Source organism: Streptomyces sp. PU-14G (genome assembly GCF_041028275.1).
Lineage (GTDB): Bacteria > Actinomycetota > Actinomycetes > Streptomycetales > Streptomycetaceae > Streptomyces.
The window spans coordinates 1-5,404 of the sequence record NZ_JASKYT010000443.1 but is presented as its reverse complement, the minus strand read 5'-3'; the positions used below and the strand labels follow the sequence as shown (position 1 = coordinate 5,404).

Here is a 5,404-nt window from a genome sequence, read left to right as displayed (position 1 = left end):
GGCTGTAGTCGTCGGTGAAGCGGGTGTCGCCCGGTTTGACGGTGACGAAGTAGAGCCAGTCGCCGTCGGCGGGGGAGGTGGCGGCTTTGAGGGCTTCGGGGCCGGGGTTGTCGATGGGGGACGGAGGGAGGCCTTTGTGGCGGTAGGTGTTGTAGGGGGAGTCGATGCGGGTGTCGGCGCGTGAGGTGTTGAGGGTGGAGCGGTCGAGCGCGTAGTTGATGGTGGAGTCCATCTGGAGCGGCATGTCGCGTGCCAGGCGGTTCTTGATCACGCGGACGACCTTCCTCATGTCCTGGAAGGTGTCGGCCTCTGCCTGGGCGATGCTGGCGACGACGAGGGTGCGGTAGTTGTCGACGTGCGCCGCCGCGTGCCGCTTGCGGGCGGTCTTCACCATGGAGGCCACCAGCGACGTGGGGGTCGTCTCGGACCGAACGGTGTAGGTGGCGGGGTAGAGGTAGCCCTCCGGGTTGCCTTTGGCCGCCGCGGGCAGCTTGAGTTTCCCGTCGCGTGCGGCGCGCTCCGCCGCCTTCCGCGTCGTTCCCGGCGATACGGAGAGCGCCTTGTCGGCCGCCGCGTACACCTGCGCGGCGCGACGCCCTTCCGGTACGGAGAAGGGCGTCGTGGCCCATTCCTGCTGGTACTGCCGGATCAGTACGACGGCCGCGGCCACGGCGAGCGCGCACAGGGCGGCCACCCCGGCGAGCCGGCGCTGCCGCTTCGCGGTCCTGGTGGTCATACGAGGAACGCTAAGCCAGTGTCACGGCCGGCGGGAGGCCGACCGCGTTTTATGGGACGAGTACCACCTTGCCCGTCGTCCCCCGCGTTTCCAGGGCCCGGTGGGCGGCTGCGGCCTCGGCGAGCGGGAAGGGGTGCACGAGCGGGGTCAGGACGCCGTCGGCTGCCAGCTTCAGTGACTCGTCCTCCAGTTCGCGCTTGTGTGCCTGGATGAACGCCGGATCGAGCGGGCGGACGGTGAGGCCCCGCGCCGCGGCCTCGTCGGGGCCCGGCGTGTGCGTGGACGGGTCGTCCGTGTCGGTCAGCAGCGTGGACGAGCCGCCGTATGCGTGGTGCGTGCCGCCTGGGGCGAGGAGGTCGAGCGCGGTGCGGGCGAGTGTTCCGCCCGGGCCGTCGAACAGGTGGCGTACGGGACGTTCGCCGTACGCCGCGCGGACGCGCTCGCTCCAGTCGGTACGTGTGTAGTCGACGGCGAGGTCGGCGCCGAGGCGGCTGACGGCGGCGGTCTTGGCCGGGCCACCGGCCGCGCCGATGACGCGGGCGCCGCGGTGCTTGGCGTACTGGGTCAGGAGCGCGCCCATCCCGCCGGCGGCGCTGAGGACCAGCACGGTGTCGTCGGGGCCGATGTCGGTGCCGCGCAGGACGCTCATCACGGTGCGTCCGGTGCCGATCATGGCGACGGCCTGCGCGGGGGTGAGGGCGTCGGGTATCACCTGGAGGGCGGCGGCGTCGGCTACGGCCAGCTGGGCGTAGCCGCCCGGTGCCGCGCCGAGGTGGACGACGACGCGGCGCCCGAGCCAGTTCGCGTCGGTGCCCTCGCCCAGTGACGCGACGGTTCCGGCGACCTCGCGGCCGGGGATGGTGGGCAGATCGGGCAGAGGGAGAGGGCCGAGGCGGCGCCCGGCGCGCAGCGTGCTGTCGAGCAGGTGGACGCCCGCGGCGTGTACGGCGATGCGTACCTGGCCCGGCCCGGGGAGCGGATCGGGAACCTGCTCGTACGTCAGGTTCTCGGACGGGCCGAAGGCGTGCAGGCGAACGGCGTGCATGGTGGGGCTCCTCCCCTGGGGCGGCTGCGGTCAGCGGGCCGGCCGTAGCGGCGAGGCCGGCCCGCTGATGCTGCAAATTGAAGTGAGGTTCATGTCAACTGCCGCCCGGCGTCGTGCCGCCCGGCGTTGTGCCGCCCGCCGTTGTGTCGCGCCGCGCCGCGCCGCGTCGCCCCGTGCTGCGTCGCCCCGTGCTGCCCCGCGTCGCCCCGTGCTGCGCCGCCCTGCGGCTGCGCCGCCCGCACCCGTGGTGCGGTCACCGTGCCGGGTCCGTGCCCGCCGCCCATCCGTGTCGGCCGGCGTTGTCAGTGGGTCCGGGCAGCATGGGGGGATGGCGAGATCAGCGGTACGGGAAGCGCGGCTTCCCCAGGTCAACCTGCCCGAGCTGCGGCCCTTCGAGGGGGCGGGGCTGGAGCCGGACGGGGATTACGACGGAGTGCGGTTCGAGGGGCTCGACCTGAGCGGCACGGACGGCGGCGGGGCGACGCTGCTGGATGTGGGGATGTACAGCTGCGCGCTGGATGAGGCGCGCCTCGCGCGGCTCAGGGTGATCGATTCGGTGCTCGAGGGGGTGTGGGGGGTCGGTATGGACCTTGCGGGGGCCGAGCTGCGCGACGTCGAGCTGCGGGACGCGCGGCTGGGCGGGGTCCAGCTGCACGGATCGCGGCTGAACCGGGTGCTGGTGCGAGGAGGGAAGATCGACTACCTGAACCTGCGCCAGGCCCGTCTGACGGATGTGACGTTCGAGGGGTGTGTGCTCAACGAGCCCGACTTCGGGGGCGCTTCACTCGAACGGGTCGCGTTCCGCGACTGTGTGCTGCGGCGTGCCGAATTGCACCAGGTGCGGTGCAAGAACGTGGATCTGCGCGGCGCGACGGAGCTGGACATCGCGACGGGTGTGGGCAACCTGGCGGGCGCGGTCGTCAGCTCGGGCCAGCTGATGGAGCTGGCGCCCGCGTTCGCAGCCCAGCTCGGGGTGCGGGTGGAGGGCTGAGAGGAAGGGCGTTGCCGACCGGGCGCGGGCGCGGGCGCGTGCGTGGGTGCGGACGCGAGCGCGGGTGAGCGGCTGACGAGACCACGGAAACAAACATTGCCGCAGGGCTTCCAACACGGTCGAACAGAGTCCTACGGTGAGGCTGTCATGAGGGCTGCCCCGCTGACCACTGCGCGGGGCAGTCCGGCGGAGCCGTCACCGTGAGCGGCGTCGCCCTGCCGGCTTCCCGGCGTAGCGACCCTTACGGCACCCGGGGGTAGCGGGAGGCCAGGTCCCACACCGTCGGATTGTCGGCCAGGCCGTCGTGCATGTCGGTGAGGTCCGCGACCAAGTCGTGCAGGAAGTCGCGGGCCTCCCGGCGCAGTTCGGTGTGGGGGAAGGTCAGCGGCTCGCGGTCGTCGTCGGCCGACCAGTCTGCGGTGATCTCCACCCAGCCGAAGCGCCTGGTGAAGCGCAGCATGTCGGTGGACTCGGTGAAGTCCAGCTCGGCACGGTAGGGGCCCGGGGACCGGCTGCCTGGGGCGGCCGTCTTCCGCCCGGGCGCCGCGGAAGGGGCGCGGTCGAGTTTCTCGGCGATGTCGCACAGCGCCCAGGCGAAGTCGAGCACCGGCACCCATCCCCAGGCTGTGGACAGCTCGCGGTCGGTGTCGGTGTCGGCGAGGTAGACGTCACCGCAGAACAGGTCGTGCCGCAGCGCGCGGACGTCGGCGCTGCGGTAGTCCGTCTGGGGCGGGTCGGGAAAACGGTGGGAGAGGGCGTAGCCGATGTCGAGCACGCCGCGATGGTGTCACGCCGCGCCGTGCGCCCCCGCGTCGGCGCTGTCCGTGCTGCCGCGCTGTCCGCGTGCCGCGCTGTCCGCGCTGCCGTGCGCCCCCGTGCCGGCGCTGTCCGCACTGCCGTGCTGTCCGCGTGCCGCGCTGTTCTGACGCCGAGGCTGGCGTCTTTCGCCTGGTGCCTCCCGCCGGTGCCAGGTGCCAGGTGTGGTGTCAGGCGTCGGTGCCTGCCGCGGGTGTCAGGTGCCGGTGCCGGGTATCGGCGCTTTCCGCCGACGCCGGGCGTCGGCGCATCCCGCCGGGGTACGGCGCGGCTCGGCGCCGCACTTCTCGCGCGGGCACGGGCGTGGTCGCGTCACAGGGCGCGACCGCGTCGGCGGGGCGGCCTTACGGGCGGGTGGCGCTTCCCCGGGAGGGAAGCGCCACCCGGTGCCGCCGTGCGGACGCGTGGCCCTCCGGCGGTCGGCCCGCGGGGTCGTCAGACGTTGACGCCGAAGTCCTGGGCGATGCCCACCAGACCGGAGGCGTAGCCCTGGCCGACGGCGCGGAACTTCCACTCGGCGCCGTTGCGGTACAGCTCGCCGAAGACCATCGCGGTCTCCGTGGCGGCGTCCTCGCTGAGGTCGTAGCGGGCGATCTCGTTGCCGTCCGCCTGGTTGACGATGCGGATGAAGGCGTTCCGCACCTGGCCGAAGTTCTGGCTGCGGCTCTCCGCGTCGTAGATCGAGACCGGGAAGACGATCTTCTCGACCTCGGCGGGGAGGGTGGCCAGGTTGACGTTGATCTGCTCGTCGTCACCGGCGCCCTCACCGGTGACGTTGTCACCGGTGTGGACAATGGCCTGGTCCGGGGTGGCCTTGTTGTTGAAGAAGACGAAGTGCTGGTCGGAGTAGACCTTGCCCTCCGGGTTCACCGCGATGGCGCTCGCGTCGAGGTCGAAGTCCGTACCCGTGGTGGTGCGCACGTCCCAGCCGAGGCCGACCGTGACGGCGCTCAGGCCCGGTGCCTCCTTGGTGAGCGAGACGTTGCCGCCCTTGGACAGGCTTACAGCCATGGGGGTGCCCTTCTGTCGTGATGGATCGGTGGTGACCCCCGAGGGAATCACCGGTGCGGGACCGGGACCTCACCGGGGTCCGCCGTCCCACATCTCACCCTCCACAACGCAGTCGGGCCAGGCACGGGTTCCAGCTTTCTTTGCCTTCTTTGCCTTCCACCGGAAATGCGGGTGACGCGTGCGCGCGGAAGGCGGACCATGGAGGCATGTCCGGTCCCTTTTACATACGCGGTACGGTCTCGCTGCCCGAGGCCGAGCTGACGTGGCGTTTCACGCGCTCGTCGGGGCCGGGCGGGCAGCACGTGAACACGAGCGACACCCAGGTGGAGCTCCGCTTCGACCTGGCGCGTACGCAGGCGCTGCCCGAGGTGTGGAAGCGTCGCGCGCTGGAGCGGCTGTCCGGCCGCCTGGTCGACGGCGGCGTGCTGGTCGTACGGGCGAGCGAGCACCGTTCGCAGTGGCGGAACAGGGAGACGGCTGCCGTGCGGATGGCCTCCCTGCTCGCGGAGGCGACGGCGCCGCCTCCGCCACCGCGCCGCAAGAAGAAGGTTCCTCGCGGTGTCAACGAGCGCCGTCTGCGGCAGAAGAAGCAGCGCAGCGAGGTCAAGCGCGGGCGCTCGGGCAGCGGTTGGCAGTAGCCGCCCGCCGCACTCGGTCGGCGGCGCGCACGGGCCAGGCCGGCGCACAGGCCTCGGTCGCGTGCAGGCCTCGGCCCGCACAGGCCAGGCCCGCGCAGAGGCCAGGCCCGCGCACAGGCAGAGGCGCGCACACATCCCACTCGCGCCCCCTCGCGCCCCCTCGCGCC

The 5,404-nt window shown here is 72.3% G+C and carries 6 protein-coding genes; 2 read left to right on the top strand and 4 right to left on the bottom strand.

Features of this window, described 5'->3' with window-relative positions:
- Both mltG and AB8Z75_RS31055 read right to left on the bottom strand, forming a co-directional pair.
- A partial coding sequence (mltG, locus tag AB8Z75_RS31060; RefSeq protein WP_369207853.1) for an endolytic transglycosylase MltG occupies window positions 1-736 on the bottom strand: 736 nt, incomplete at its 3' end.
- A gap of 49 nt (window positions 737-785) precedes the next feature.
- A complete protein-coding gene (locus tag AB8Z75_RS31055; protein WP_369207851.1) occupies window positions 786-1,781 on the bottom strand; it encodes a zinc-binding dehydrogenase in 996 nt (331 codons plus the stop codon).
- A 328-nt stretch (window positions 1,782-2,109) separates the two neighbouring features.
- On the opposite strand from AB8Z75_RS31055, the gene AB8Z75_RS31050 reads away from it, so the two are divergent.
- Window positions 2,110-2,772, top strand: a complete 663-nt coding sequence (locus AB8Z75_RS31050; protein ID WP_369207849.1) for a pentapeptide repeat-containing protein — start codon at window positions 2,110-2,112, stop codon at window positions 2,770-2,772.
- Window positions 2,773-3,013: 241 nt separating this feature from the next.
- On the opposite strand, the gene AB8Z75_RS31045 is transcribed toward AB8Z75_RS31050, so the two are convergent.
- Window positions 3,014-3,547, bottom strand: a complete 534-nt coding sequence (locus tag AB8Z75_RS31045; RefSeq protein WP_369207847.1) for a hypothetical protein — start codon at window positions 3,545-3,547, stop codon at window positions 3,014-3,016.
- A gap of 476 nt (window positions 3,548-4,023) precedes the next feature.
- Window positions 4,024-4,599 carry a TerD family protein gene (locus AB8Z75_RS31040; protein ID WP_369207845.1) on the bottom strand — a complete coding sequence of 192 codons (576 nt, stop codon included), beginning with the start codon at window positions 4,597-4,599 and terminating at the stop codon, window positions 4,024-4,026.
- A gap of 206 nt (window positions 4,600-4,805) precedes the next feature.
- On the opposite strand from AB8Z75_RS31040, the gene arfB reads away from it, so the two are divergent.
- Complete coding sequence (gene arfB / locus AB8Z75_RS31035) at window positions 4,806-5,237, top strand: alternative ribosome rescue aminoacyl-tRNA hydrolase ArfB (RefSeq protein WP_369207843.1); 432 nt, start codon at window positions 4,806-4,808, stop codon at window positions 5,235-5,237.
- The last annotated feature ends 167 nt before the right edge of the window (window positions 5,238-5,404 follow it).